Source organism: Arthrobacter sp. Y3223151, assembly GCF_059091125.1.
Map to the genome: position 1 here is coordinate 79777 of NZ_JBNHGI010000003.1, position 26158 is coordinate 105934.

The 26158-nt window shown below is 67.4% G+C and carries 22 protein-coding genes; 12 read left to right on the plus strand and 10 right to left on the minus strand.

Translation table 11 applies throughout. The features are described from left to right. Positions 1-16 precede the first annotated feature (16 nt). Entirely contained in the window at positions 17-433 is a 417-nt protein-coding gene (locus tag AC5RUP_RS06325; RefSeq protein ID WP_494153301.1) for a RidA family protein, read from the minus strand. A gap of 137 nt (positions 434-570) precedes the next feature. Between AC5RUP_RS06325 and AC5RUP_RS06330 the strand changes: the two genes are divergently transcribed. The 6 genes from AC5RUP_RS06330 to AC5RUP_RS06355 all read left to right on the plus strand — a co-directional run bounded on the left by AC5RUP_RS06330 (position 571) and on the right by AC5RUP_RS06355 (position 7938). Beyond that, positions 571-1488 (plus strand): fumarylacetoacetate hydrolase family protein, encoded by a 918-nt coding sequence (locus AC5RUP_RS06330; RefSeq protein WP_494153302.1) that lies wholly within the window; start codon positions 571-573, stop codon positions 1486-1488. Positions 1489-1521: 33 nt separating this feature from the next. After that, positions 1522-2004 (plus strand): cupin domain-containing protein, encoded by a 483-nt coding sequence (locus tag AC5RUP_RS06335; RefSeq protein WP_494153303.1) that lies wholly within the window; start codon positions 1522-1524, stop codon positions 2002-2004. Then, a complete protein-coding gene (locus AC5RUP_RS06340) occupies positions 2001-2915 on the plus strand; it encodes an acyl-CoA thioesterase (RefSeq protein WP_494153304.1) in 915 nt (304 codons plus the stop codon). The genes AC5RUP_RS06335 and AC5RUP_RS06340 overlap by 4 nt, the downstream gene beginning before the upstream one ends. Before the next feature lie 98 nt (positions 2916-3013). Then, a complete protein-coding gene (locus AC5RUP_RS06345; RefSeq protein WP_494153305.1) occupies positions 3014-4660 on the plus strand; it encodes an AMP-binding protein in 1647 nt (548 codons plus the stop codon). 23 nt (positions 4661-4683) lie between these two features. Continuing rightward, positions 4684-7074, plus strand: a complete 2391-nt coding sequence (locus AC5RUP_RS06350; protein ID WP_494153306.1) for a bifunctional salicylyl-CoA 5-hydroxylase/oxidoreductase — start codon at positions 4684-4686, stop codon at positions 7072-7074. Positions 7075-7182: 108 nt separating this feature from the next. Continuing rightward, positions 7183-7938, plus strand: coding sequence for an alpha/beta hydrolase family protein (locus tag AC5RUP_RS06355; RefSeq protein WP_494153307.1), 756 nt, complete (start codon positions 7183-7185; stop codon positions 7936-7938). A gap of 52 nt (positions 7939-7990) precedes the next feature. On the opposite strand, the gene AC5RUP_RS06360 is transcribed toward AC5RUP_RS06355, so the two are convergent. After that, positions 7991-10015 (minus strand): transglycosylase domain-containing protein, encoded by a 2025-nt coding sequence (locus tag AC5RUP_RS06360; protein WP_494153308.1) that lies wholly within the window; start codon positions 10013-10015, stop codon positions 7991-7993. Positions 10016-10340: 325 nt separating this feature from the next. On the opposite strand from AC5RUP_RS06360, the gene AC5RUP_RS06365 reads away from it, so the two are divergent. Beyond that, a complete protein-coding gene (locus tag AC5RUP_RS06365) occupies positions 10341-10667 on the plus strand; it encodes a cupin domain-containing protein (RefSeq protein ID WP_494153309.1) in 327 nt (108 codons plus the stop codon). 30 nt (positions 10668-10697) lie between these two features. On the opposite strand, the gene mdlC is transcribed toward AC5RUP_RS06365, so the two are convergent. Further along, the gene (mdlC, locus tag AC5RUP_RS06370) at positions 10698-12308 is read right to left on the minus strand and encodes a benzoylformate decarboxylase (RefSeq protein ID WP_494153310.1); all 1611 of its coding nucleotides are present in this window, start codon (positions 12306-12308) and stop codon (positions 10698-10700) included. A gap of 246 nt (positions 12309-12554) precedes the next feature. Here mdlC and AC5RUP_RS06375 point away from each other — a divergent pair, with 246 nt between their 5' ends. Beyond that, the gene (locus AC5RUP_RS06375) at positions 12555-12848 is read left to right on the plus strand and encodes an antibiotic biosynthesis monooxygenase family protein (RefSeq protein ID WP_494068400.1); all 294 of its coding nucleotides are present in this window, start codon (positions 12555-12557) and stop codon (positions 12846-12848) included. 127 nt (positions 12849-12975) lie between these two features. On the opposite strand, the gene AC5RUP_RS06380 is transcribed toward AC5RUP_RS06375, so the two are convergent. After that, on the minus strand, positions 12976-14160 hold the full coding sequence (locus AC5RUP_RS06380; RefSeq protein ID WP_494153311.1) for an MFS transporter: 1185 nt from the start codon (positions 14158-14160) through the stop codon (positions 12976-12978). A 57-nt stretch (positions 14161-14217) separates the two neighbouring features. On the opposite strand from AC5RUP_RS06380, the gene AC5RUP_RS06385 reads away from it, so the two are divergent. The 3 genes from AC5RUP_RS06385 (at position 14218) to AC5RUP_RS06395 (ending at position 16259) form a co-directional block, all read left to right on the plus strand. After that, entirely contained in the window at positions 14218-14820 is a 603-nt protein-coding gene (locus tag AC5RUP_RS06385) for a TetR/AcrR family transcriptional regulator (protein WP_494090602.1), read from the plus strand. A gap of 26 nt (positions 14821-14846) precedes the next feature. Further along, complete coding sequence (locus AC5RUP_RS06390; protein WP_494153312.1) at positions 14847-15731, plus strand: DNA-formamidopyrimidine glycosylase family protein; 885 nt, start codon at positions 14847-14849, stop codon at positions 15729-15731. A 153-nt stretch (positions 15732-15884) separates the two neighbouring features. Next, a complete protein-coding gene (locus AC5RUP_RS06395; RefSeq protein WP_494090600.1) occupies positions 15885-16259 on the plus strand; it encodes a VOC family protein in 375 nt (124 codons plus the stop codon). A 56-nt stretch (positions 16260-16315) separates the two neighbouring features. On the opposite strand, the gene AC5RUP_RS06400 is transcribed toward AC5RUP_RS06395, so the two are convergent. From AC5RUP_RS06400 to AC5RUP_RS06425, 6 genes are all read right to left on the minus strand, one after another. After that, positions 16316-17950, minus strand: a complete 1635-nt coding sequence (locus tag AC5RUP_RS06400) for a GMC family oxidoreductase (RefSeq protein ID WP_494153313.1) — start codon at positions 17948-17950, stop codon at positions 16316-16318. Next, positions 17950-19446 (minus strand): aldehyde dehydrogenase family protein, encoded by a 1497-nt coding sequence (locus tag AC5RUP_RS06405; protein WP_494158381.1) that lies wholly within the window; start codon positions 19444-19446, stop codon positions 17950-17952. The genes AC5RUP_RS06400 and AC5RUP_RS06405 overlap by 1 nt, the downstream gene beginning before the upstream one ends. Continuing rightward, positions 19443-21662, minus strand: coding sequence for a choline BCCT transporter BetT (gene betT, locus AC5RUP_RS06410; RefSeq protein WP_494154692.1), 2220 nt, complete (start codon positions 21660-21662; stop codon positions 19443-19445). The genes AC5RUP_RS06405 and betT overlap by 4 nt, the downstream gene beginning before the upstream one ends. A 229-nt stretch (positions 21663-21891) precedes the next feature. Continuing rightward, on the minus strand, positions 21892-22395 hold the full coding sequence (locus AC5RUP_RS06415; protein WP_494154693.1) for a hypothetical protein: 504 nt from the start codon (positions 22393-22395) through the stop codon (positions 21892-21894). Between the two features lie 131 nt (positions 22396-22526). Further along, entirely contained in the window at positions 22527-24506 is a 1980-nt protein-coding gene (locus tag AC5RUP_RS06420) for an alpha/beta hydrolase (protein ID WP_494158382.1), read from the minus strand. After that, positions 24503-24835 (minus strand): hypothetical protein, encoded by a 333-nt coding sequence (locus AC5RUP_RS06425; RefSeq protein ID WP_494153836.1) that lies wholly within the window; start codon positions 24833-24835, stop codon positions 24503-24505. Before AC5RUP_RS06425 ends, AC5RUP_RS06420 begins: the two co-directional genes overlap by 4 nt. A gap of 226 nt (positions 24836-25061) precedes the next feature. Here AC5RUP_RS06425 and AC5RUP_RS06430 point away from each other — a divergent pair, with 226 nt between their 5' ends. Further along, complete coding sequence (locus AC5RUP_RS06430; RefSeq protein ID WP_494153837.1) at positions 25062-26030, plus strand: nuclease-related domain-containing protein; 969 nt, start codon at positions 25062-25064, stop codon at positions 26028-26030. Positions 26031-26158: the final 128 nt, after the last annotated feature.

A 26158-nucleotide genomic window follows, 5' to 3' on the forward strand; every position in this document is an offset into this window, starting at 1 on the left:
GGCTCTGCGTTTTTACTCAGCGCTCCGGGATCACCGCGGTGCCTTGGATTTCGATCAGCGCTTCCTTCTGCCACAACCGGGAGACGCCGATGCCGGCCATCGCCGGATATTCAGTGCCGGCCATTTCCCGCCAGAGCCGCCCAATTTCCCGGCCGTTGGCCAAGTAGTCGTCTACATCGGTGAGGTAGATGGTCACGCTGACAAGGTCTTCCGGGCGTCCGCCGGCTTCCTCCAGCGTGGCGAGCACGTTGGAAAACGCTTGGCGGAACTGTTCCACAATGCCGCCCGGGACAATCTGCATGTCCTTGTCCAGCGCGGTCTGGCCGCCTAAGAAGACGGTGTTTCCGGCCAAAATTCCATGCGCATAGCCGGACGGCTTGGGCAGTGAAGCCGGATTGATGGTGCGGTTTCCGACGGCTGACTGATGGCTCATGTGTTCTCTCCTGGCGTTGGTAGGTCGGTTTGGTCAGTTTGGAAAAAACTCTGGTGCGGATCGTTCTGATCGTGTACGTTGAGCATATGTGACGGCCGTAAAAAAGTCGACACATCGAAATACGAAGGAGAGATCGCATGAAATTGGCCACCTTGCGCACCGGAGCAGGCAGCACCACGGCCGCCGTCCAAACGACGGCCGGCGCCTATGTGCCGTTGCCAGCCTCCGATGTGGGAGCCTTGCTGGCGATGCCGGGCTGGCGTGCTCAGGCCGAGGAGGCGGTGCGCGCCGCGGCGAGCGCCGCCGTCGTCCGGCACCAGGACGGGCAACTGGCGCCGGTAGTACCGCGCCCGGGCAAGGTGATCTGCTGCGGCCTGAACTACGGCGACCACATCCAAGAGATGGGCCGCGAGCTGCCCGAGTATCCGACGCTGTTCGCCAAATTCGCGGACACCCTGGCCGGTCCCGAGGACCAACTCACGGTGGCCGGCAGTGAGAACGTGGACTGGGAGGCCGAGCTGGCCGTGGTCGTGGGGGCCACCCTGACCCGAGCCGACGAAGTCCAGGCCGCGGCCGCCATCGCCGGCTACACGGTGGCCAACGACGTCTCCATGCGCGACTGGCAGCGCCGGACCCTGCAGTGGTTCCAAGGCAAGGCTTTCGACGCGAGCACGCCGCTGGGACCGGTGCTGGTGACTGCCGACGAATTCGACGGAACCGGAGTCGAGGTCCGCGGCTACGTAAACGGCGAGCTGGTACAGCGCGGCCACACCCGCACGCTGGTGTTCGGGCCGGCCAGACTGCTGTCCTACATTTCGCAATTCACTACGTTGCGCCCGGGAGACGTGGTCCTGACCGGCACACCCGGGGGAGTAGGCATGGGCATGGTTCCGCCGCGCTTCCTGGCCGACGGCGACGTGCTCAGCACCGAGATCGATGGCATCGGCCGCCTGACGAACCTGATTCGCATCCAGCCCGCGGAAGGCCAGCGGGAACCGGCACCGGCCCTTTCCGGAACAACGACGGCGGAGCCGCCTTCCAACTCACCCCTATAGCCTTCCAACCCACCCCTACAACAGAGGAGCGACATGACTGAAGCAGCTACCGAATACCGCACTGAGGGCGACAACTCGGTGTATGCCGGAGCGGACGGGAAAGTGGTCCCGGTCGTCACCAAGTCCGGCAGCGAGGACACCAACACCGCCCAGTCCGGCGATTGCGTCCGCGTCTCCGGCGTCTCGATCCAGCACACGCCGGCCACCAAGATCTGGTTCGGCCAGGTTTCGAACGTTCCCGGCTACCGCTCGCTGCCCCACCACCACGGCGAAGCCGAAACCGGCGGCTACGTGCTGCGCGGCCACGGCCGGATCTACTTCGGCGAGGACTACTCCGAGTTTGTGGACATGACGGCCGGCGACTGGGTCTTCGTGCCGCCGTTCATGCCGCACGTGGAAGCGAACATGTCCGTCACAGAAGAGCTGGTCTGGCTTACGGCCCGCACGCCCGAAAACATTGTGGTCAACCTGGACGAAGTTCCGGACGAGACGTTGGAAGGATACCGCCGGGCATGAATACCGACACCGTAACCGTTGAGGGAAGCCTGGCGCCGACGGCCGAGACCTTCCTGCGCGCTGTCGAACTGACCGCCGTTGAACCTCAAGTCCACGACGAAGCCTACGAGGCGACCACCCAGTACGTGCCGTGGCCGAAGGCCTACGGCGGCGACATGGTGGCCCAAGCCGCAGCGGCCATGATGCGCTCCGTGGGCGAGGACCGGCAGCTGCATTCGATGCACAGCTACTTCATGCGCCCGGTGGATATTGGGGCCGTGGTCCGCTACGAAGTGGAGAAGCTGCGGGACGGTCGCGGCTACTCCACCCGCAGCGTACGAGGCTGGCAGGACGGCAAGACCGTGTTTGCCGCAATGGGTTCCTTCCAGGTGCCCGAGGACGGACCGGAATTCCAGCCGGACATGCCGGCCTCCGTAGACCCGGATTCCCTGCGGAGTGCCGCCGACGTGCTGGCAGGCGTCGAAGGCGACGCCGCTGCCTACTGGTCCCGGGGACGCAGTTTCGACATGCGGCACGTGCCCGGCCCGGTGTATGTGGAGATCGAGGGCGAACAGGTGCCGCAGCAAGCTGTATGGGTGAAGGCATTCGGGCAACTGCCTGATCAAGTCGACGAGCGCGCCACCCGGGACCTGCACCGCACCGCGCTGGCCTACGTCTGCGACTACACCATCCTGGAGCCGATCCTGCGTGCGCAAGGCCAGTACTGGGCCCAACCCGGACTCGTGACCGCCAGCCTCGACCACTCCATGTGGTTCCACCGCGACGGCCGCGTGGACGACTGGGTGCTGTACTCCCAGGAAGCGGTTTCCGGCCAGCGCAACCGCGGGCTGGCCACCGGCCGGTTCTTCGACCGCGACGGCCGCCTGCTGGCCACGGTTGCGCAAGAAGGCATGATCCGCGCAGGGCGCTGAACTTGGCGGAGGCATGTGCGCCATCCACATGCTTCCGCACTGCCCGACTAACCCGCTCTTTCATCTCCCCGCCCATTTTTCTCTCCGAAAGGAACGCCATGGAGCTTTCCCCGTCAGCTCATGTGGACTCGTTCACGCGCGACCACCTGCCGCCCGTTGAGCAGTGGCCAATCCTGGAATTCACCCTTCCCGAACTGCAGTATCCGGACCGACTTAACGCTGCCACGGTGCTCATCGATGAGGCCGTAACCGCCTTCGGGAGCGAGCAGCCCGCCCTGCATACTCCGGACGGCCAGACGTGGAGCTACGGCCAACTGCAGCAGCGCGCCAACCAAGTGGCGCAGGTGCTCACCGAGGATTTCGGCGTGGTGCCGGGTAACCGTGTCCTGCTGCGCGGCCCCAATAACCCCTGGCTGGCGGCCGCCTGGTTGGGCGTGCTCAAGGCCGGTGCCGTCGTCGTCACCACGATGCCGGTGCTGCGCGCCAGTGAAGTCGCCACCATCTGCCAGTTGACCCGTCCCTCCGCAGCGATCACTGATGCTCGCTTTGCTGATGGACTTGCCGAGGCGGTCGGGGAAGGCATCGCCGTCATGACCTACGGGGCGGACGACCCCGATGACCTCACCGTCAGGTGTGCTGCCAAGAGCGGCAAATTCGACGACGTGGCCACAGCGGCGGACGACGTTGCCCTGCTTGGGCCGACCTCGGGTACCACCGGCACGCCCAAGATCACCATGCACTTCCACCGGGACATCCTGGCTAACGCGGATACGTTCGCCCGGTACATCTTGCAACCCACCGCCGACGACGTGTTCGCGGGATCCCCGCCCCTGGCGTTTACCTTCGGGCTCGGTGGATTGGTGGTCTTCCCGCTGCGGTTTGGTGCTTCCGCGCTCCTGACCGAACGTGCCACCCCGGTGCAGTTGGCGGAACAGGCGGCCAATGCCGGCGCTACGGTGCTTTTCACGGCCCCCACGGCGTACCGCGCCATCCTGAAGGAAGGCCGCGCGGACCTCCTTCGTGGGCTGCGCATTGCGGTGTCGGCAGGAGAGCATCTGCCCAGAGAGACGTGGGAGGCGGTGCATGAGGCCACCGGGCTCTCTCTGGTTAACGGGATCGGTTCCACCGAGATGCTGCATGTGTTCATTTCCGCCGCCGGAGACGACATCCGCCCGGGCGCGACGGGAATTGCCATCCCGGGTTTTCGCGCCAAGGTGTTGGACGACGACGGCAACGAAGCCCCGGTCAACCAGCCCGGGAAGCTGGCCGTCATCGGCCCGACCGGTTGCCGCTATCTGGACGACCCGCGGCAGGCAAACTACGTGCAGAACGGCTGGAACATTACCGGCGACACGTTTCTGCGCGACGAGGAAGGCTACTTCGTCTACCAGGCCCGGTCGGACAACATGATTGTCTCGTCCGGCTACAACATCGGGGCCCCCGAGGTGGAAGCGGCGATCGACCAGCATCCGGACGTGGTGGAGAACGCGGTGATCGGTCGGCCGGATCCGGAACGCGGCAGCGTGGTCTGCGCCTTCGTGGTGCTGCGCGACGGTGCGGTCGGCGACGACGCCACACGCAAGGACATCCAGGACTTCGTCAAGGCAACCATCGCGCCTTACAAATACCCGCGGGACATCAGGTTCGTGACCGAACTGCCGCGCAACCCCAGCGGAAAACTTCAGCACTTCAAACTCCGCGAGCAGGCCGGCCAAGGGGCAGACCTGGCCGGCAGCCCGGCTTAGACCAGACCGGAAGGACAACAGACATGAAAATCGCAATTGTGGGAGGCGGCCCCGGCGGCCTGTACTTCGCAGCCCTGATGAAGCAGTTGGACCCGGCGCACGAGGTGACCGTCTGGGAGCGCAACGCGGCTAATGACACCTTCGGTTTCGGCGTGGTTTTTTCGGACGAAACCCTGGGCGGGATCGGCAACGCGGACCCGGTGGTGGCCGAGTATATGAGCCGCCGATTCGCCCGCTGGTCCGACATCGACATTCACTACCAGGGCGAAACCATCGCCGTGGGCGGCCAAGGTTTCGCTGCCATGAGTCGTAAGGAACTGCTCGAACTGCTGCAGCACCGCTGTGCGGAACTCGGTGTGGACCTGCGCTTCTCAACCCTGGCACCCCCGGTGGAGGAACTCGAAGCCGGCTATGACCTGGTGCTGGCAGCAGACGGCGTAAACTCCCAGATCCGCTCGAAGTACGCCGACTCGTTCGGCCCCAATCTGGACCCGCGGCCGAACAAATTCATGTGGTTGGGTACCGACCTGGTCTTCGAAGCCTTCAAGTTTTTTATCAAAGAGACCGAGCACGGGGTCATGCAGATCCACGGCTACCCGTTCTCCGATCAGGGCTCCACGTTCATCGTGGAAATGCCCGAGGACGTCTGGCGCGCTGCCGGCTTCGATGAAACCGAGAACGAGGTGTTTGCCCCCGGCGTCTCCGATGAGAAAGCCATCGCGAAGATCCGGGAGATATTCGCCGACGAGCTCGAGGGCCATCAGGTACTGGCCAACAATTCCAAGTGGCTGAACTTCACCACCGTCCGCAACAGCAGTTGGCGGCACGGCAACGTGGTGCTGCTCGGCGACGCCGCGCACACCGCACACTTCTCCATCGGCTCCGGCACCAAACTGGCCATGGAAGATGCCCTGGCCCTGGCGGCATGCCTCCACGAACACCAGAATCTGGAGACGGCACTGGAAGCCTATGAAACCGAGCGGCGGCCAGTGGTGGAATCTACCCAACGCGCCGCGCAGGCGTCCCTCGAGTGGTTCGAACGCGTGGGCCAATACACCGGGCAGGACCCGGTCCAGTTCACCTTCAACCTGCTCACCCGCAGCCGGCGCATCACGCAGGACAACCTGCGGTTGCGCGATCCCGAATTCGCGCTGAAGGTGGAGGAACACTTTGCCAGCTCGCAGGGTCTGGAATCGGTCGCGCCGGCGATGTTCCAGCCGTACCGCATCGGCGGTCTGGAGCTGAAGAACCGCATCGTGGTCTCGCCCATGGACATGTACTCCGCCACCGATGGGATGCCGGCCGACTTCCACAAGGTGCATCTGGGCAGTAAGGCCATGGGCGGCGCCGGCCTCGTCATGACGGAGATGGTGTGCGTCTCGGCAGAAGGCCGTATCACCCCGGGCGACACCGGGCTCTACACGGACGAACAGCGCGACGCATGGAAAGACATCACCGAGTTCGTCCACGGGCATTCCGACGCCAAGATCGGCGCCCAGATCGGCCACGCCGGCCGCAAAGCGTCAACGAAGCTGATGTGGGAAGGCATCGATCAGCCGCTGGAATCGGGCAACTGGGAGGTCGTCGGCCCATCGCCGCTGCCCTACGGACCGGACAACCAGGTTCCTCGGGAAATGGATCGTGCCCAGATGGATAAGGTCGTGGCAGACTTTGTCGCCGCCACACAGCGGGCAGACGAGGCCGGATTCGACCTCCTGGAAGTACACGCGGCGCATGGCTACCTCCTCTCCTCCTTCCTGTCTCCGGTGGCCAACCACCGAGCGGACGAGTACGGGGGCAGTGTGGACAACCGGCTGCGCTTCCCGCTGGAGGTCTTCGACGCGGTTCGGGCTGCGTGGCCGGCGGAGAAACCGCTGACGGTACGCATCTCCGCGACAGACTGGATCGAGGGCGGCAATACGCTGGATGAAGCTGTTCAGATCGCCAAGGCGTTTGCGGCCCACGGCGCTGATGGAATCGATGTATCCACCGGCCAGATCGCCAAGGGGGAGAAGCCTCAGTTCGGCCGGAGCTACCAGACGCCGTATGCGGACCGGATCCGCCAGGAAGTCGCCGTCCCCGCCGGCATCGCTGTTATCGCAGTGGGGGCGATTTCCACTTACGACGACGCGAACTCGATCCTGCTGGCCGGACGCGCCGACCTGATCGCTCTGGGACGTACCCACCTGTATGACCCGCACTGGACGCTGCACGCAGCTGCGGAGCAGGACTACCGGGGCGACGGCGTCGCGTGGATTCCACAATTCCGGGCCGGACGGCGCAAACCGCCGAGCGCGCGCACGGATGCGGTCCGCCCGCGACTCTCCCTGATCCGGGAGGTCAACGAGTCAGCGGACAACCCGCACCTACGCTGGAAGCCAGTGCGTCCGGCCGAGCCAGCACTGGCAGGCTAAGGTGCAGGGCATCTGGTGACTGATGACGGTTGGCCCGGGCAGCGGCCCGGGCCAACCGTCAGCCGCATCCGTTTTCACCGGTGCGGGCAGGCCGAAAGGGAAGGTTAAGTGAGCAGACTCGCCGAAGAAATGCAGACGATCCACTACGGGTCGGATGCCTCCCAGCACGTTGTTTGCCGGAATGCAGCCGGCCACGCTGCACCCGTCGGCTTAACCTTGCTAGTGCACGGCGGCTACTGGCGTGCCCAGTTCGATGCCTCGCTGATGAAACCGATGGCGGCCGACCTGGCCTCCCGTGGATGGGCGGTGGCGAACATCGAATACCGGCGCGGAGCGGCGGAGAGTGAGTGGCCCGAACCGCAGGAGGACGTTGACGCGGCAATCCGTGCGGTTACCGAAAGTCCTTGGGCGCAGGAGCTGCCCGGGCCGCGGATTGCCATCGGTCATTCGGTGGGCGGGCAATTGGTCCTGCTGAGCCACGCGTCGGTTGACGCGCTGGTTGCGCTGGCGCCTGTGACGGACGTGGCACGAACTTACGAAGAAAACCTGGCGGAAGGTGCCGTCGTCGAATATTACGGCGCAGACCGCCATGGCTTGTACCGTGATGCATCGCCGGTGCGGCAGCGACCGCGCTCCATCCCCACCTTGGTGGTGCATGGCGATGCCGACGTCCGCGTGCCTCTGGATCACACCCGCGACTTCGTCCGGCGGGCCCGGACACACGGTGCCCGGATCGAACTATGCGTTCAGCCCGGCATGGACCATGTCCAGCTCATCGATCCAGGGGCCGGGCACTGGGACACGGTACTGACGTGGATGGATGAACAAGGATCACGGTTGGAACGTGTGCCCTTAATGCCGTAACCATCGTCGCCTCACAGTAGTTCCACGATGAGCAAGGCTGGTGAGGCAATGCCTACTTCGTCATCGAACGGTGGGCTTCCGGCAGCGGGACCTTCTTCTCGCCCTTGAGCGCGCCGTCCATGGTTTCCTTCCACACCGGGGCGGCGACTTCGGAGCCGGTCAGGTCGGTGTAGGTGTTGCCGTAGGCCGTGAGGCGGGTCAGCGGGTACTCTGCTCCGCCGCGGGGATCACCGAGCCAGACGGCGGCGGTGAGCTGGGGAGTGCCGCCGACGATCCAGTTGGCCGCGAAGTCGTTGGTGGTTCCGGTCTTGGCGCCGGCTTCCCGGTTGCCGTCGAGTTCGAGGCGCGGTCCCAGGGTGCCCCTCGGGTTGAACGGTTCCTTGAGTACGTCCGCGACGGTGTCCGCGACTTTCGGATCGATGGCGCGGTGGCAGCCGGGGTCGGGGACCGGCAGCTCCTCTTCGGTGCCGGTGCGGACTGCCTTGATGACCGTGACGGGGCGGCACACCGTGCCGTCGCCCATGAAGGCGGCATAGGCGTTGGCCATTTCCAGCGGGTTGACTTCGTAGGCGCCCAGGGCAATGGAACCCTCCCTGCCGCCAAGCTTCTTGGGGTCGATGGAGGTGATGCCCAGCGTGTTGGCCATTTCGGCGGCCTTGACGACCCCGACGCGCTCGACGAGCTTGATGAAGTAGACGTTCACCGAGGCACGGATCGCCTGGTACGCATTGATGACCCCGTAGTCCTCGTTGTCGTAGTTGATGTAGCCGCCCTTCGGATTGTCCAATTTCTTTGAGCGGTAGGGGCCGTCCGCCTTGAACTTTTGGGAGGTCGGGATGCCCTGCTCAAGTGCGGCGGCGAGCACGATCGGCTTCATGGCCGAACCGACCTGGAAGGCGTGCTTGGCGTAGACAACCTGGGTCTTGCCGTCACCCTCGCCCCAGGCACGGTTCTGCGCGATGGCGACCACGTGCCCCTTGCCCGGCCGGACAATCGCGGTTCCCAGGGCCGCGCGGTTATCGTTGCCAAGCGCCCGCTTCACTGCCTTCTGGGCCGCGTCGGCGGCCTTCCGGTCCAGCGCCGTCGTCAGTGTCAGGCCGCCCAGGTAGAAGCGCTCCTGCCGCGCGTCTGCCGTCTTGCCGAAGGCCGGGTTGCCCAGGATTTCCTCGCGGACCACCTCGCAGTAGAACGGATACTTGGACCCGCCGCAGCTGGACGGCACGGAGCCGCGCTTCACCCCCAGAGGGGCCTCGCGGACCTTCTGTGCCTCGCCGGCCGACAGGACTCCCTCCTTTTCCAGCACCTGGAGCACGGTGTTCCGCCGCGCGCTCGCCGCGTCCGGCTGGGTGAACGGGTCGTAGGTTACCGGCGCCTTGAGCAGGCCGACCAACAGCGCGGACTGTGCGTGGTCGAGCTTCGCCGCCGTCGTGCTGAAGTACACACGGGCGGCGGCCTCCACGCCGTAGGCCCGGTTGCCGAAATAGACCGCGTTCAGGTAGCGCGTGAGGATCTCGTCCTTGGACAGCTGCTTTTCCAGAGCGACGGCGTACTTCATCTCGCGGAGCTTGGCGTTATAGGTATCGCCGACCGCGACCTTGTCTTCGTCTTCATTGCGGGCATGGTTGACCAGGATGTTCTGGACCAGCTGCTGGGTAATGGTGGAAGCACCCTGGACGTTTTCGCTGGTGACGTTGTTGATCAACGCGCGGGTGATGCCGAGGGGATCGACTCCGCGGTGCTCGTAGAAGCGGGCATCCTCCGTGTTGATCAGGGTCTCCTTAAAGGCCTCCGACACCTGGTCCAGCTCAACGTCGATCCGGTTCTCGCTGTAGAGCCGGGCGAATTCCTTGCCGTCCTTGTCCAGCAGAACGGTGTGCTGCGGCAGCGGTCGCTCCACCGGCAGGTCGGTCGGCAGCCCTTGCCACATGTCCAGGACGGAATTGCCGACGGCGGACACGCCCACCGCCGCGGGTGCGACGATCGCCCCGGCCCCCAGGGCCGCCACGGCAACGCTCACCAGCCACAAGTCGAGGCGCCGACGCCGGAGCTTCTTCTTCGGACGACGGGCAGACGCCATCAGTTCATCGAAATCGACCTGTTGAAACCTGTTTCGTCGAAAGGGCCACATGATGCGTTATGCGGGAAATTCAAGTGACGGATGCATCCGCGCGCAGCCTTCGGGCGGGGCGTTGGGGAGCAATTCCTGACGATGGTTCCCACACCCCTCCTTCCCCGCAGTGGAGCAGTAGAGAAAATGGTAGAAGCTCAAAACCCTGTTCGGTAGAGGCTGGCCTACCCTGTTTTGGCCAGGGGAGGGGCACCGGCGTGGAGGGCTGCTGCGGGATGGCCGAGGCGCCGGATAGGATGGCCACGAACAGCCATTTCCTGACCGAAGGAGAAACATGCAACGCGACGTGCGGACTGGTTTCGTGGACCAACAAACCGGTGGGCGCCCGCCCGCGGTGGCCACCGTGCAGATCGACAACGACCGGGTGACGGTGACGGAGTGGCGGTTTGCTCCCGGTGCCGAAACGGGTTGGCATGTACATCCAGTGGACTATGTCGTGGTGCCCATGAGCACCGGTTCCCTGACCCTGGAGACCCGCGAGGGCGCGTCGGCCAGCCAGTTGACCGCGGGCGTTTCCTACACCCGCAAGGCGGGCAGCGAACACAACGTCGTCAACGAGTCCGACGACGACTTTGTGTTCGTCGAGATCGAGCTCAAGTAGCCCATCGACAGTAGCCCGGCCTACGGCGATTCAGCCGGTGGCCACCTGTGCGTCGATGAGGATCGGGCCGTTGGCGGCCAGTGCCTTTTGGTAGGCGGCTTCGAATTCCTCCCGGGTGGTGGTGCGTTCGGCGGGGACGCCGTAGCCCTCGGCGATGGCGACGAAGTCGATGCCGCCGAGCTTAAGTCCCGGGACGTCGGGCACGCCCATGCGTTGGGCGAAGCCGGCGAGGGCGCCGTAGCCGGAGTTGTTGACGATGACGAACACGGTCCGCGTCTGCCGCCGGGCCGCGGTGTAGAGGGCGGTGATGCCGTAGTTGGCGGAGCCGTCGCCCACGGTCGCGACGATGGTTTTCTCCGGGGCGCCCAGGGACATGCCCACGGCTGCGGGCAGGCCGAAGCCCAGGCCGCCGGAGGCCGGGAAGTGGTACATGCCCGGCCGGTCGATGGCGATGCGTTCGAGGTAGTCAAGGTCCAGCGTGGTGGTCTCGTTAACGTAGGCGACGGTGTCGTTGACGTGGGTGTTCAGCACTTCGAGGATTTCGGTGCCGGTCATGCCGTCCGGGGAGGTCTTGGCCGCCGGCAGCTCCCGGGTGCCCGGTTCGCCGCGCCGCCGGCCGCGGTCCTTCACGCCCTGTGCCAGGGTCTTGGCCGCCCCTGCCACGTCGGCGACGACGGACCGGCCGAATGGTGCCCGGGACGCCTCGCCCGGGTCCTGTGTCAGCTGGATGACTTGGGTTCCGTCCTTCAGGTAGTTGCTGGGTTCCCAGCGGTGGTAGCGGAAGACGGCGGCGCCGAGGACCAGCACGACGTCGTGGCCGGCGAGCCGGTCGCGCACGGACTGGATGCCCGGGACCAGGACCGCCTCGAAGTTCGGGTGGGTGGTGGGGAAGGGGCCGCGCGAGGGGGAGGGGGCGACGAAGACGGAGGCACCGGTTTTCTCTGCCAGCGACACGACGGCGTCGAACACGCTGGGATCCTCGACGGCGGCGGCGTCTACCTGCGGGCCGACGACCAGGGCCGGGTTCTTGGCGCCGTCGATCGCGGAGATTAGTTCCCGGGCCAGGTCCTCGGTGAGGCCGCCGGCGGTGGTGACCGAGCGGTCGGTGAGCAGGGCGTCGTCGTCGAGGGCGGGCTCGGCCCAGTCATCGAGGGGGACCGAGACGTAGACCGGTCCGCGGGGCTGGGTGCAGGTTTCGAACACGGCCTGGGACAGGGTGCGCGGCACGTCGGCGGCGGCCAGCGGCTCGTGCGAGTACTTGACCAACGGAGCCGGCAGGGCCGAGGCGTCGGCGCTGGCGAGCATCACTTCCTGGCCGACGGTGCGGCGGACCTGCTGGCCGGCGAGGATGACCATCGGGATGTGCCCGTAGTGGGCGTTGGTCAGCGCGCCCATGGCGTTGCCCGACCCGGAGGCGGCGTGCAGGTTCACCAGCGCGGGCCGGCCGGTGGCTCGGGCATAGCCCTCGGCCATGCCCACGACCACCTGCTCGTGCAATCCGAGGACGAAGTCGAAGTCCCCGCCCAGGCCGGCGAGGAACGGAAGCTCGTTCGACCCGGGATTGCCGAAAATCGTGGTCATCCCGTGTGCGCGGAACATCTCCAGCGTCGCCTCGAGAACCGTCTTCTGCTTGCCCGTCACTCGTCTGCTCCTCATATGTCGCGAACCCGGCGGTCGGTACCGCGGCAGGCCCCGCCGGCCCGGCGTCGTGCCCTTGGACGCAGCCTATGTGCAGCGAATCACTAAATCCAACAGTCGCCGCCTTCCCGAAGGCCTGCCCATTGGGCAGCGCCGGTAACGTAGGGACGCGCGGCAATGCGAGGGCCCGGACGCGATAGCGTGGACCCATGATGGTCCGGGCGGTTCGGACCCGAAAGGAGCAGCATCGTGTCCATCGTCGTCATCAACGCGCTCAAGGTCCCCGAAGGCTCGGGCACCGAATTGGAGGCGCGCTTCTCCGCACGCAAGCACGCCGTCGACTCTGCACCGGGGTTCGAGGGCTTCCAGTTGCTGCGTCCGGTCGCCGGTGAAGACCGCTACTTCGTGTACACCCAGTGGGCCACGCGTGAGGACTTCGAGAACTGGCGCGACAACCGTGCGCCACGCGATCACGGCTCGAAGACCCCGGTGGCCAGTGGGTCGGAACTGCTCGAGTTCGAGGTCGTCGAACTCGCCGACTGACAACCCCGACTGGCAACAGAGTCACGGCTTGGGGCCGGACTTGCGGTGGGGTGAAACCCAGGCTGCCCGATTGGAGCTTCGGAACCCACCCGGTGTCCGCTGGGAGCTCCTTCCGGGAGAGGATCTCCTAGCGGTGGCGCAACCGGAACAAACCGGTGAGACCGCCGAGGACGAGGAGGCCCGCGGCCAGGGACGCCAGCACACCGGGCGGCAAGGCCCCGTAAGCCAGCCCAAAACCGGCGGAGCCCAGCGCCTGTCCAATGGCCAGCGCGATGAAGAGCCACGAAGTCCCCGCTCCGGCACCGCCGGGCCACACGCTGCGCGCCCAGAGGATGAGCACGCCGGACAGGCTCATGTAGCCGGCACCGAATACGGCCATGCCGGCATAGGCCACCCAAGCGCTGCCGGTGGCTGCTGATACCGACACCCCTGCAGTGGCGATGGCCAGGACAATGGCGAAAAAGGACCACGCTGCCTGCATTCCCATGCGCCGGACCAGGGCCCCGGTGAGTATGCCGAGGACCCCGCCCAGGCCCAAGGCGATCCACAGCCATCCGACCCGAGCGGCAGCCACGGAACCGGCATCCGTAACCAGCGATGGTCCAAACGTCCAGATCAAGGCCGAGCCGGCGCCCGCAATGACCGCGGCCCCGGCGGGGACGATGAGAAGATGCCACGGGCCATGGCGTTCGGGGTTCGAGGCCGGCGCGGAGGCCGGGCGGGCAGAGGTGCCAAGATCCGCCCGTGCCCGGACGGGATACCACGCCGCGACCGCCGTCGCCGCGCACACCAGCGCCATGAGCGCCCATGCCCAGTGAATCGAAGTGACCACTGAGGCGACTATGCCGGCTCCCACGACGCCGACAGCGGTTCCGGAGTTCACCAGGGACTGTGCCGTCGCACTGGTGCGGCGTGCCACGAGCGCGTCAATAACCTGCACCAATGCCGGTGAGGCGAAGCCCCCGCCCATACCGCCGACGAACACAGCCGCCACGAACGTGCCCGGGGATGAGGCAACGGCCACTCCCAGGCAGCCGAGGGCAGCAGTGCCTCCGGCGAGGATGAGACCGGCCCGAGGCGCGCGGTCGACGAAGCGGGAGGCCGCCACGGCAGCCACCGAATAGGAGGTGAACTGCGCGCCCGCAGCCCATCCCAGCACCCCGGTAAGTTCCGGCCGCTGCGCGGCCAAGAGCGGGGCGAAGAGGCCGACCCCGAACCGTGCCATGCCGTAGGTGGCCGCGATCAACAGCATTCCGGCCAGCGCCACGCTGAGGCCGGAGCCTGCTCGGCGACCCGCCGCGGTCCTGCCCATGCCGGGCACCTCCACCCATAACGCCCGTTACGCCATAACGAGCGTTACACTAGCCCCATGCCTGACCTCCTGACTACCCGCGACCGCATCCTGAATGCCGCCGAGATGCACTTCTTCCAAGAAGGCATCTCCGTCACGGGGGTGGATCGCGTTGCCGCATCGGCCGGGGTGGCGATCGTGACCCTGTACAAGCACTTCGGTTCCAAGGACAACCTCCTGCGCGAAGTGCTCTCCCGCCGGCTCGAGGCCTGGAGCGAACACTGGGATGACGCCGTAGCGGCCGCTGCGTCCGCGGAGGAACGGCTACTCGCGGTTTTTGACGCCGTCGAGTCCTTCCGTGCGGCAGCGAACCCGACCCAGTGGTGCAGTTTCCTGGCCACCGCGTCGGAACGGCCCACGCCCAAGGACGGTGAGGCCGACCCGGTCTTCGCACTGATCCGCCAGGACACGCAGATGGTTACGGAGCGGCTGGCACGGCTGGCGCAGGAAGCCGGTTGCCCCGACCCTGACGCGCTGGCTTCAGCGCTGCTGCTGCTTTACAACGGCGTCCTGGGCAGCCTGCTGCGGGGAGCTCCGGCCGCTCCGGTGAGGCATGCGCGCAACGTCGCGCGCATGATCATCGAGTCGGGGGTAGGCCAGGATCAAGCCGCCCGGTCATAGGGGCAAGCTTCCGTTATCGTTAGGGCATGCCCGAGATGCCGGAAGTGCAGGGACTCGTCGACTTCCTGCGGCTGAAGCTCATCCCGACCGACGCCCCGCCGGCCCAGGTGGCCAAAGTGGAGGTGCTGTCCTTCTCCGTGTTGAAAACGGCGGACGTGCCGCCGGAAACGATGGGAGCCGAGCCGGTGTCCGCGGTCTCGCGCCGCGGGAAGTTCATCGTCATCACCGCCGGGCAGACGCACCTGGTGATGCATCTGGCCAAGGCCGGGTGGCTCCGCTGGTCGGATGCGCTGAAGCCCGAACCGCTGCGGCCCGGCAAGGGCCCCATTGCGCTGCGCGTGCGGTTCGTCGCGGCCGACGGCGCCGGTCAGCCCGGGTTCGACCTGACCGAAGCCGGCACCAAGAAATCACTGGCCGCCTACGTGGTCAGGGACCCGATGGATGTACCGGGCATCGCCCGGCTGGGACCTGACGCGCTCGACGTCGACCACGCGGCTTTCGCACAGATGCTCGCCTCCCATTCGGGACAGATCAAGGGGCTGTTGCGGGACCAGTCGGCGATCGCGGGCATCGGGAACGCCTACAGCGACGAAATCCTGCACGCGGCGAAGCTCTCGCCGTTCGCCAACGCCTCGAAGCTGGATGCAGAGGACGTGGAGCGGTTGTTTTGGGCGATGCACCAGGTGCTCGAGTCGGCGATTGCCCACGCCTCCGGCCGACCGGCCAGCGAGCTGAAGGATTCCAAGCGCAAAGCCATGCGCGTGCACGCCCGAACCGGCGAGCCGTGCCCGGTGTGCGGCGACACGGTCCGGGAAGTGTCCTTCGCGGATTCCTCGCTGCAGTACTGCCCCAGCTGCCAGACCGGCGGGAAGCTGCTGGCGGACCGGCGGATGTCCAAGTTCCTCAAGTGAACCTGCTGCGGTCTGCGGTCCGGTTTTTCACCGTAGATATTCGCGGTGCTCCTTGACGGGTGGTTCCTCCGACCGCGGTATCTTCAAAAGGGACGACGCGTACTGCGGGAAAGAGGGGGGGCATGATCGCTGAGCCATACGAGGCAACACCTCGTGCCTGAATTTGGTTTCGGATTACACCACATTCAGCTCGCACTGCCGCCGGGTGGTGAGGATGATTGCCGGAAGTTTTACCTCGAAGTCCTTGGGCTCACGGAGGTTCAAAAGCCACCGATTTTGGCTGCGCGTGGTGGGCTGTGGGTGCGCGCCGATAACCTAGAGATTCATCTAGGAGTCGAGGAAAATTTCCGTCCTCAGCGGAAGGCACATCCCGGAATCCTCGTTCGGGACATCGATGCACTGGCCCGGCGGATAGAAGCTCATGGGCATGCACCCGAATGGGATGACAATTTCCCTGGAATGCGCCGGTTCTACCTACGGGACAACCACGGAAATCGGCTTGAGTTTCTCTCGCCTCATAGCGGGTAGAAGAGCAGAGGGTGGCGGAAGCAGGTTTGCGTCCGCCACCCTCACTGCACCACCGATCAGGCGTGCGCCGCGCCGGCCGCCGCCGTCGTTGTTTCCGTTGTCCGGCTGCCGCGGATGAGGTCCGCGCAGCGTTCGCCGATCATCATGACGGTCAGGTTCGGGTTGACGGTTACGTGCTCGGGCATGACCGACGCGTCCGCGACGCGCAGGCCGGTGACGCCCTTGACCCGCAGCTCGGGGTCCAGCGGCGACATGGGGTCCTCGGCCGGTCCCATGCGCACGGTGCCGACCGGGTGGTAGACGGTGTTGTGCGTCTTGCGGATGTAGTCCTGCAACTCTTCATCCGTCTGCGCCTCGACGCCCGGCGACAGCTCCCGGCCGGCCCACTCCGCCATCGCCGGCTGCGCGGCGATCTCGCGGGCCTTGCGGATGCCGGCGACCATCACGCGCATGTCGTGGCCCTCGGGGTCGGTGAAGTACCGGGGATCGACCATGGGCTTGTCACGGAAGTCGCGGCTGCGCAGCCGGACGGTGCCGCGGGAGCGGGCATGCGTGACGTTCGGGGTCAGGCTGAAGCCGTTCTCCGTGGTGGGGTAGCCGTGCCGCAAAGTGTTCATGTCGAACGGCACCGAGCCGTAGTGCATCATCAGGTCCGGGCGGTCCAGGCCCTCCTCGGTGGGCGTGAAGATGCCGATCTCCCACCACTGGGTGGAGGTCTCAACCATCGGCTGCTTCGCCTCGAACTGGACCACGCCCTCGGGGTGGTCCTGCAGGTGTTCGCCGACGCCGGGGGAGTCGACCAGCACGTCGATGCCGTGCTCGGCCAGGTGTGCGGCCGGCCCGATGCCGGAGAGCATCAGCAGCTTCGGCGAATCGATCGCTCCGGTGGACAGCACCACCTCGCGCCGCGCTGACAGCCGGTGCGTGCGGCCGAAGGCGTTGTCCACGATGTCCACGCCGGTGCAGCGCTTGTCCGCGTCAATCACCAGGCGGCGGGCGCGCAGGCCGGTGAGCAGGGTGAAGTTCTCGCGCTCGATGATCGGGTGGATGTAGGACACCGAGCTGGAGGAGCGGGTGCCGTCGGCCCGGCTGTTGATCTGGAAGAAGTTGGCGCCGTTGACCACGGTGGTTCCGTCGTTGAACCTGGCCCGCGGGATGCCGGCCTGTTCGCAGGCATCCAGCAGTGCGACGCCGGTCGGGTCCACCGGCGGGACGTTCATGACGTGCACGGGGCCGGAGTCGCCGTGGTGCGGGGCGTCCGGGCCGGCGTCCTCGTTGGTCTCCAGCCGCTGGTACAGCGGGTAGGCGGCCTCGGCGTTCCAGCCGGTGACGCCGTGCTTGGACTCCCACTCGTCCAGGTCCTCCCGCGGGGCCCAGAAGGCGATGCAGGAGTTGTGGCTGGAGCAGCCGCCCATGACCTTCGCCCGCGAGTGACGCATGAAGGAGTTGCCGTTCTCCTGCGGCTCGATCGGGTAGTCCCAGTCGTAGCCGGACTCGAGCAGCTCCATCCAGCGGTCCAGCTGCAGGACCTCGGGGACGCCGCGGTCGTCCGGGCCGGCCTCCACCAGCGCCACGGACACCGCGGGGTCTTCGCTTAGACGGGCGGCGACGGCGGCGCCGGCGGATCCCCCGCCGACGACGATGTAGTCGAAGTCCCGGTCGACGAGGTTCTCGACGTTGTCGATGTGCATCAGTTCTCCTTGCGGTGGTCAGCGAACCAGCCGGTCACCTGCGGGCTGGTGTTCTGGTAGATGTGCTTGGACTCCTGGTACTCGGCCAAGCCGGTGGGGCCGAGCTCGCGGCCCACGCCGGACTGGCCGAAGCCGCCCCATTCGGCCTGCGGGAGGTAGGGGTGGAAGTCGTTGATCCAGATGGTGCCGTGGCGCAGCCGGCCGGCCACGCGCTGGGCCTTGCCGGCGTCCTGGGTCCAGACGGCTCCGGCCAGGCCGTAGATCGTGTCGTTGGCGGTGGCCACTGCCTCGTCCTCGTCGCGGAAGGTCTCCACGGTCACCACCGGGCCGAAGGCTTCGTCCACCACGACGGACATCCCCCGCTCCACGCGGTCCAGGACGGTGGGCAGGTAGTAGAAGCCGTCGTCGTACTCGGGGCCCTCGGGGGCGGCGCCGCCGCAGCGCAGCCGCGCGCCCTCCTGCACGCCGCGCTTCACGTAGGCGTCCACCTTCTCCCGGTGTGCCGCCGAGATCAGCGGGCCGGTTTCCGCGGCCTCGTCGAAGGGGCCGCCCAGGCGGATGCCCTCGGCGCGGCGGATCAGCTCGTCCACGAAGCGCTCCGCGATGGACTCCTCGACCAGCAGGCGCGCGCCGGCGGAGCAGACCTGCCCGGAGTGGACGAAGGCCGCGTTCAGGGCGTTGTCGACGGCGGCGTCGAAGTCGGCGTCGGCGAACACCAGGTTCGGGTTCTTGCCGCCGAGTTCCAGCGCCACCTTCTTCACGGTGCCGGCTGCGGCCGCCGCCACTACCTTGCCGGTCACCAGGCCGCCGGTGAAGGAGACAAGGTCGACGTCGGGGTGTTCGGAGAGCGGTGCGCCAGCCTCCGCGCCGGGGCCGGTGACCAGGTTCGCGACGCCGTCGGGCAGGCCCAGGTCCTTGAGCAGTTTCATGGTCAGGATGGCCGTGGACGGGGTGAGCTCGGCGGGCTTGAGCACGAAGGTGCAGCCGGCGGCCAGCGCAGGCGCGATCTTCCACGCGGCCTGCAGCAGCGGGTAGTTCCAGGGCGTGATCATGCCGCAGACGCCCACCGGCTCGTAGACAATCCGGCTGACGACGGCGGGGTCCCCGGCGTCGACCACGCGGCCCGCCTCCTGCGAGGCGATCTTGCCGAAGTACTCGAAGGAGGCGGCGATGTCGTCCATGTCCATGCGGCTTTCGACGATCCGCTTGCCGGTGTCCAGCGACTCGGCGCGGGCGAACTCCTCGCGGCGCTCGCGCAGCCCGGCGGCCACCTTGAGCAGGAAGTCACCCCGCTCGGGCGCCGGGACGGCGGCCCAGACACCGGAGTCGAAGGCGGCGCGGGCGGCGGCAATGGCCCGCTCGGTGTCGGCCCGGCCGGCCTCGGACACGGTGGCGACGACCCGGCCGTCGGCCGGATTGCGGATCTCGCGCACCGCGCCGTCGGCGGCCGGTTCCCAGGCGCCGTTGATGAACAGGGTGGAGGCGGTGGTGGTCATGGTGTCTCCTTCGAAAGTGCGGCGACGGGTTCTGGGACGGCGGCGACGGGTTCGTCGACGGTGTCGTAATCGGTTTCCCAGTCCGCCTTGGGCGGGACGTTTTCGGCGGCGGTGCTGTAGGGCAGCGTCGCGCGGTGCTGGTGCAGGAACTCGAGGTGCACCTCGTAATGGTCCAGCACGTCGGCGATGACCTCGTCCTTGCTGTACCCCATGAGGTCGTAGCCGTGGCTGCCCTCGAGCGAGAACACCTCGATCCGGTAGTACTTGCCGCCGGCGGCGGACGAGCGCGCATAGGACGGGACGTCGTTCTGCACCGGATAGATCTGGTACTTGAAGGTGCGTTCGCCGTCGAGCTCCACGCAGAGGTCGGCGGTGTCGATCCCGAAGGCGTCGACGGTGCTGGTCTTCAGCGTGGCCTCCAGGCCGCGGGCGGCGAGGTCGGTGCGGACGTCGTTGAGCGCGGGCATGGCGACCTCGGCGACGAAGCGCTGGGCCTGCCGGCGGCCCGGGTAGTTCATGGCCCGGGCCAGGCGCTGGCGCCAGCCGCGGCGGCCGTCCGCCCCGTGCGGCACGTTGGTGCGTGAGTTCAGCACGGAGTGCAGGCCGGCCTGGTAGCTGTCGGCCAAGGCTTTCTCCAGCCGCAGCGCCTTGTAGAGGCCGAGCATGATGAAGACCAGCACCACCGAGAAGGGCAGGCCCATGATGACGGTGGCGCTCTGCAGCGTGGGCACCCCGCCCACCAGCAGCATGGCCAGGGTCAGCAGGCCGGTGGCGACCGACCAGAAGACGCGCAGCCACTTGGGGCCGTCGGAATCGGCGTCCTTGAGGTAGGAGGTGAAGTTGCTCATCACCAGGGCACCCGAGTCGGCGCTGGTGACGTAGAACAGCAGCCCGGTGAAGGTGGCGATCGCGGCGCTGAGCGGGGCCATCGGGTACTGCTCCAGCAGCCCGTAGAAGGCCCGCTCCGGCTGGCTCATGGCCACCTCGCCGAACGCGGCGTTGCCGCCCATCACGATCTCGAGGGCGCTGTTGCCGAAGATCGAGATCCACAGCAGGATGAAGGCAAACGGCACCACCAGCACCCCGACGACGAACTCGCGCAGCGTGCGTCCGCGCGAGATGCGGGCCAGGAAGAGGCCCACGAACGGCGCCCAGGCGATCCACCAGGCCCAGAAGAACAGCGTCCAGCCGTTCAGCCACTCGTCGGGCCGGTCGTAGGCGAAGGTGTCCAGGGCCATCGACGGGAAGCGGGAGAGCGTGTCGCCGATGTTGGTCACGATCCCGTCCAGCAGGAACCGGGTGGAGCCGGTGATCAGGATAAAGACCATCAGGGAGATGGCCAGGACGACGTTGAGCTCGGACAGCCGGCGGATGCCCTTCTCGATCCCGGTCAGCACCGAGATGGTTGCCATCAGCACCGCGACGGCGATGAGGGCGATCTGCACCACCGTGTTCTCGGGAATGCCGAACTGGAAGCTCAGGCCGTAGTTGAGCTGGGCGACGCCGATGCCCAGGCTGGTGGCAATGCCGAAGATGGTACCGAGCATGGCCGCAATATCGACGGCGTGGCCCACCGGGCCGTGGATCCGCTTGCCGAGGATGGGGTAGAGCGCCGAGCGGATGCTCAGCGGCAGGTTGTGCCGGAACGCGAAGTAGCCCAGCGCCAGCCCCATCAGGGCGTAGAGGCCCCAGCCGAGGATGCCGTAGTGGAACAAGGTCCAGACCACGGCCTGCCGGGCGGCCTCCACGGTGGAGCCGTCGCCCGTAGGCGGTGCCAGGTACTGAGTCACCGGCTCCGCGACCGAGAAGAACATGAGGTCGATGCCGATGCCCGCGGCGAAGAGCATCGCGGTCCAGGTGAAGAGATTGAAGGTCGGGCGCGAGTGGTCGGGCCCCAGCCGGGTCTTTCCCACCCGGGAGACGGCCACGAAGAGGACGAACGCCAGGACCGCGACGACGATCAGGGAGTACCACCAGCCGAAGGTCTCGCCCACCCAGGCGACGGCGGTGCCGATCACCGCATCGGCCGACTCACGGTCCAAAATGGCCCACAGCGCGATGCCAAGGACGCCCGCCGCGGAGCCGATGAAGACGGTCCAGTTCACCCGCGTCCGTGGCTCGACGGCGGGGGACTCCGGCGGAGCCGTTCCGGGGATGGGGCGCTTACTGTCTTCGCCGTCGAGCTTAGGCTCGTCGGTCTCGGGCGGCGTACTCATATCGGTCTCGTACCTCACATCGTAGGAATGCTGGTCGCGGTCTCGCTGTTGTCTTGGCCGGGTGAGGGCAACTCTCGACGCTAGCAAGAGCAGGAATTTACCCGCATGCGCGCGTATAGCACATGAACTAAGTGAGGAGGATCACCTCATGAAGTGACTAGGTTCACGTCGATTGCCCCGCGTGTTCTGTTTACGGGCGGGTAGTGGGGCGCCACCAGAAGGGGATGCGTCAGGCGCCGTCGTCGTAGTACTGGCTGTTCATCCCGAACTCCGGGTCTTGTTCGGAGCGGATCATGCGGTGGTCTTCGGGGTGGTCCAGGCAGGGGCTGGTGAAGGAGAGGACGACGGCGCCCACGCCGCCGGCAACGTGGTGGGCGGCGGTTGCGCCGAGGTCGCCGTTGCGGAAGTAGAGGGTCCGGACGTCGCCGGTTTCCGCGGTTGCCTCGTTCTTTTGCTCCCAGCCGTGCGCGGTGAGGTAGCCGGCGGCGGCGTCGAGGGCGGCGTTGGCCTGGGCCGCGTCCGCGACCTTGCCGGTGGCCCGGGCGATCCACGCGGTCTGGGTCTGCGGCCGTTCGTCCTCCGGGCGCAGGCAGGTTTGTTCGCGCAGCAGGTTGATCTTCAGGTCGGCGGCGGTGGACGTTTCCGCGATCGCCTGCGGGAGCAGCTGCTCGAGCTGGCGGCCGTAGTCCTGCGACGTCGGTTGTATTTCCTGCGGCTGGTTCTCCTGCGGCATGGCGCAGCCTCCTAGAATGACGGCGGAAAGGGCGGCAGACGCGGTGAGGGTGGCGGCGCAGCCGGGACGCCGCCGTCGTTCTTCGCCGCGCGGGCGGGCCGGGCGGTGCCAGGGGGAGCGAGCCCGCATGTTCATTTCTCCAGACTTTCGACCGTCACGGTTTCAAGGTTGCCATATGCGTAGTCCTCGGGATTCTGCTCGAGCGGGCTGGTGATCAGCGGGCCGTAGGGGGAGTAGGTCTGCTGGATCCGGTCCGGGACGAACGGGCTGACGCTCGTGCCTTCGACGACGCCCTGGATGTTGGTGGCCGAGGTGGAGCCGGGCCAGAAGTAGTCCGTGTGCCCGTCCATCAGCGAGCCCGGGTCCTCCGGCTTCAAAAAGCCGGTCTCGAGCCGGACCGGGTCCATGGCGGTGGGGCTGCCGCCGCGCCAGAACGACGCTCCGTGGTAGCCGCCGCCGAGGATCTGGGCCGCGCTGATCGGGTCGTCGCGGGTCTGCAGCCAGTAGCGGTGGGCATCCGGGTTGGCGGTGTCCGCGGGGCTGCCCACGTTGTGCCCGGTGCCGGCCGGCGCGACGTAGACGATGTTGGTGGAATCCAGGCCCTCGCGTTCGGCGGTGCCCAGCAGCGACCCGCCGGCGCTGTAGCCGATGTACGTGGTGCGGGCGTCGGGCCGGGTCTCCAGGTCGAGGGCGTGGTCGAAGGCGGCCAGCAGGGGTCCGCCCCGCTCGTTGAACGAGGTGGTGATGTTGTCGGGGACCTCATCCGGCAGGTCGGTTCCCTGCCAGTAGAAGGAGACGGTGCCGGCGGGCGGTTCTCCGTTCACGGCGTCGAGCCGGCGCGAGTAGGCCTCCAGCTGGCCCAGGTCCGCGCCGGTGCCCGGGACCAGGGCGGCGACCGTCCTGGTGCCCGGCGTCAGGGTGCCGTTCATGGTGACGATCCGGCCGTCGCCGTCCAGGCTGACCAGGACAACCTGGGAGCGATGGCCGACGGCGTAGTCCAGCCCCGTCCTGAGCGTTGCCAGCCGGTCGTGTTCGGACTGCCACGTTTCGAGGTCGGCGGTGTACTGCCGGTAGGCCCGCTGGTAGACCATCCGTTGGTGGCCCTGCTGGTTCCCCGCGGCCACGAGGTAGTCGTTGAGGTCGGGCTGCGGGCCCAGCTGTGCCTGTCGAGTCGCCACGGTTTCGCGGTAGCCCGCGGCGGTGATGGTGTTGGCCCGGATCCGGCCGGCGAAGGGGATGCCGTTCAGGCTCCCGAACACCGCGGGGTAGAGCAGCAGCAGCCGTTCCTGATCGGTCGGCGCCAGGGTGAGCCAAGCCTCGCGGATTCCCGCGATTCCGCCCTCGGTCAGTGCGGCATCGCCGGCCATCGCCTCCGCCATGACGGCCTCGGCCGAGCCGGGCATCCGCCACACGGGCAGCTTGTGGGCGGCCAGCAGGGCGGCGCCCTCGGGGTTGGCCGCGGCCCACGCCCGCAGTTCCTCGTCGGTGAGGCCGGCCAGGGATGGCAGGTATGACTCCGGCGTCAGCGGGCCGAACCGTTCGTCGAGCCCGCTGGTGAAGTGGGCCCACGGCGGCGCGGACGGGGCGGCGGCGGGCAGCAGCGGGGTGGGCGGCAGCGAGTCGACGGTTCCGCCGCTGATGGCCCGCAGGGCGGCGGCGGTTTGCGCGGCCAGCGCCTGCCAGTCGGCCCGCAGGGAGCGGACGCGTCCATTGAAGGCCTCCGCCCGCTGCTCCGCTTGCTCCGTCTCGTCCCCCTCCTGCGATTCCGCGCCGTTCAGCGCCCTGGCCAGGCCGGGGCGTGCCGCCGCGAGTTCTTCGGCCTGCGCCTGCAGCACCCGGCCCGAGGAGACGAAGGCCGTGACGGCTTCCCGGGCAGCGGCCAGCGCCGCGGTCCATTCCCGCGTGGGAGCGTCCAACTCGTTTAGGGCGGAATGGACCTCCAGTTCGGTCTCCGGTTGCTGATATGCGACGCTCAGCCCGGCCCAGGCGGCACCGGCATCGACCAGGTAGTTTGCGGCGGAGGCGGCGCGCAGGGACATCTCCCGGACCGCATCGCCGAGCTGGTCCCAGGGGACGTTGATCTCCGGGACGCTGCCCAGCCGCACCGTCACGGATCCGGCACCGGCCCGAAGCCGCGCGGGGTGAGGACGGCCGAGCGGCCGGCGTTCAGGGACTCGGCGAAAGCGGCGGCGTCGTCGGACATCCGCCCGTCCGCGTCGATGAAGAGCTCGGCGGTTTCGGCGACCACGCGGGACTTGTTGTACACGAGGCCGGCGATCCGGTGGCCCACATCCCGCCGCGGCGACCAGAACCCCGCGAACGCGTCGGCCACGTCCGTGGCGCTGCCGAACAACGACGCCGCCTCATCGCCTGCCGCCGCCGTGTCGCCTGCCGCCTTGTCCAGCGACTGGCCGTCCGCGGCCACGTCAACCAGAATCATGTGGAGCTGCCTCGGATTGATCCGCCAGCTGCCCATCCGCCTGTCCCTCCCGCTTAACCGTTTGCTCACACTGTCCCATGCGGGAACGCGGAACTGAATGGGGACGACTCCCCATGGTTTATCGATTTGGCGCTTGGGGCGGCTCCACGGCCTGGAACCTCTGGCCCCCGATGCGGGGCGGGGACATACTGGGGCTCCTTGCTGAAACGTGAACGGGGGAGGCTGCATGGAACGTCCGGAACAGTGGCGGGCCGCCGGCCGGCCGGCTGGGCCCGAAACCCTGTATTCGCCGTTCATGGAATTCGATCCGGGCCGGCTGTCGTGGCGGAACCAGCCCGCGCCCGCGGAGCGCATCGGCCGCGGCTACAACGGCCTTCGCGTCCTGGTCGTCGTCGTCCTATTACTGATCGGTTTCGGACAGTCATTGGTGCTCATCTCGATGCTGGCCAGCGCCGCCTTAGGCGACGCTCCCCCTCAGTTGCCGGTCGCCGTCGCCCTGGCGGCAGCCTGTTTCCTGGGCCTTGGCGCGATTGGCAGGCACTGGGGCGTTGCGGCGCCGAAAAAGGTCGCCCGGCAACTGGTCTTCGGCCAGGGCGGCGCGGCCCTGTCGGGCGGTTGGTCCCGGTTCCGGCGCGAGGACATCGCCAAGGGCGCGGAAGGCGAGCGGTGGACGGCGCAGGCACTGGAAACTCTGCTGGCCATCCCCGGGACCCGGATCTTCCACGGGCTGCGGTTCCCGGGCAGCCACGTGGCGGACATCGACCACGCCGTCCTCAACGGGGACCGGGTGGTTTATATCGACTCCAAGTTCTGGAAACCCGGGCAATACCAGTGGATCGACCGGGAGACGCTGGCCTCCGTCCACCCGCGCGGGTTCAGGCGGCGGACCATTCACATGGACGTTGTCCAGACACATCCGCGCACGGCCAGGGTTGCGGCCGAGGTGGCCTGCCACGTCATCGCCCATCCGAACGCGCCGGGGCCGATCACGTTCACGCCCGGGCACCAGATTTCTCCCACCGGCATCCCCATCACGGGGGTGCAGGCCGGCGTCGACGGCATCGGCCACTGGCTGCTGCAGGGGCAGAAGGCGGGAACCGTCAACCGCTACGCGCTGGCGAAGCTGCTGGCCATGCAGAAGAAAGCACCGGCCGGTGCCGGTACCCGCCGGACCGGCAGCGGACACCGGCGCTGATCTTCCACCGGCGGGGGGCGCGTGGACAGGGGCCGGTCGAGACGGCGAACGACGGCCGCCGCGCTGCCTGCGACCGGACAGGATGCCCGGGCAGGACCAGCTGCGGCGGCCGTCGTGTTGTGGCTGGA

What these genes read in the sequence shown, in the direction of transcription:
- AC5RUP_RS06325 (WP_494153301.1), bottom strand. Translation starts at nt 433, where the DNA reads ATGAGCCATCAGTCAGCCGTCGGAAACCGCACCATCAATCCGGCTTCA.
- AC5RUP_RS06330 (WP_494153302.1), top strand. Translation starts at nt 571, where the DNA reads ATGAAATTGGCCACCTTGCGCACCGGAGCAGGCAGCACCACGGCCGCC.
- AC5RUP_RS06335 (WP_494153303.1), top strand. Translation starts at nt 1,522, where the DNA reads ATGACTGAAGCAGCTACCGAATACCGCACTGAGGGCGACAACTCGGTG.
- AC5RUP_RS06340 (WP_494153304.1), top strand. Translation starts at nt 2,001, where the DNA reads ATGAATACCGACACCGTAACCGTTGAGGGAAGCCTGGCGCCGACGGCC.
- AC5RUP_RS06345 (WP_494153305.1), top strand. Translation starts at nt 3,014, where the DNA reads ATGGAGCTTTCCCCGTCAGCTCATGTGGACTCGTTCACGCGCGACCAC.
- AC5RUP_RS06350 (WP_494153306.1), top strand. Translation starts at nt 4,684, where the DNA reads ATGAAAATCGCAATTGTGGGAGGCGGCCCCGGCGGCCTGTACTTCGCA.
- AC5RUP_RS06360 (WP_494153308.1), bottom strand. Translation starts at nt 10,015, where the DNA reads ATGGCGTCTGCCCGTCGTCCGAAGAAGAAGCTCCGGCGTCGGCGCCTC.
- AC5RUP_RS06365 (WP_494153309.1), top strand. Translation starts at nt 10,341, where the DNA reads ATGCAACGCGACGTGCGGACTGGTTTCGTGGACCAACAAACCGGTGGG.
- AC5RUP_RS06380 (WP_494153311.1), bottom strand. Translation starts at nt 14,160, where the DNA reads ATGGGCAGGACCGCGGCGGGTCGCCGAGCAGGCTCCGGCCTCAGCGTG.
- AC5RUP_RS06385 (WP_494090602.1), top strand. Translation starts at nt 14,218, where the DNA reads ATGCCTGACCTCCTGACTACCCGCGACCGCATCCTGAATGCCGCCGAG.
- AC5RUP_RS06390 (WP_494153312.1), top strand. Translation starts at nt 14,847, where the DNA reads ATGCCCGAGATGCCGGAAGTGCAGGGACTCGTCGACTTCCTGCGGCTG.
- AC5RUP_RS06400 (WP_494153313.1), bottom strand. Translation starts at nt 17,950, where the DNA reads ATGCACATCGACAACGTCGAGAACCTCGTCGACCGGGACTTCGACTAC.
- AC5RUP_RS06405 (WP_494158381.1), bottom strand. Translation starts at nt 19,446, where the DNA reads ATGACCACCACCGCCTCCACCCTGTTCATCAACGGCGCCTGGGAACCG.
- betT (WP_494154692.1), bottom strand. Translation starts at nt 21,662, where the DNA reads ATGAGTACGCCGCCCGAGACCGACGAGCCTAAGCTCGACGGCGAAGAC.
- AC5RUP_RS06415 (WP_494154693.1), bottom strand. Translation starts at nt 22,395, where the DNA reads ATGCCGCAGGAGAACCAGCCGCAGGAAATACAACCGACGTCGCAGGAC.
- AC5RUP_RS06425 (WP_494153836.1), bottom strand. Translation starts at nt 24,835, where the DNA reads ATGATTCTGGTTGACGTGGCCGCGGACGGCCAGTCGCTGGACAAGGCG.
- AC5RUP_RS06430 (WP_494153837.1), top strand. Translation starts at nt 25,062, where the DNA reads ATGGAACGTCCGGAACAGTGGCGGGCCGCCGGCCGGCCGGCTGGGCCC.